Consider the following 573-nt stretch of genomic DNA (forward strand, 5'->3'; position numbering starts at 1 on the left):
TCCTACCGGTTCCGCTGGGCCAACTTCCAGGGTGCCGCGCCGCTGTTCGAAGCGCAGCGCGCGGGCGCAATCGATCTCGCACCGGCCGGCGACCTGCCCGTGCTGACGGCCGCGCTCGGCGACCCGTCGTTGCGGATCGTCGCGACGCGCGTCGGCTCGCCGGCATCGCTCGGCATCGTCGTGCAGCCCGATTCGGCGGTCCGCACCGTCGCCGACCTGAAAGGGCAAACCGTCGTCGTGTCGTCCGCGCGCGGCAGCATCTCGCAGTACCAGTTGTACGGCGCGCTGCGCGAACACGGCCTCGCGCCGCGTGACGTCGACGTGCGCTTCGTGCTGCCCGTCGATGCGTTCGCCGCGTTCGAGGCGAAGCGGATCGGTATCTGGGCGACGTTCGACCCGTACTACGGGCATGCGGTACGGCGCGGCGCGCGCATCGTCCGCGACGGCAGCGGCATCAATTCCGGGCTGGCGTTCCTCACGTCGCCGGTCGACACGCTCGACGATCGCGCGAAGCGCGCGGCGCTCGCCGACGTGCTGGCGCGGCTCGCCCGCGCGGGCCAATGGGCGCTTGCG

General features: G+C 72.4%; 1 protein-coding gene. It reads left to right on the plus strand.

The genetic code is table 11. The features are described 5' to 3' along the window. The coding region (locus G3O00_RS42905; RefSeq protein WP_206146622.1) for a PhnD/SsuA/transferrin family substrate-binding protein at positions 1–573 on the plus strand (573 nt) is incomplete at both ends.

It is taken from the genome of Burkholderia sp. Ac-20384, assembly GCF_017104605.1.
Classification (GTDB): Bacteria; Pseudomonadota; Gammaproteobacteria; order Burkholderiales; family Burkholderiaceae; genus Burkholderia; species Burkholderia lata.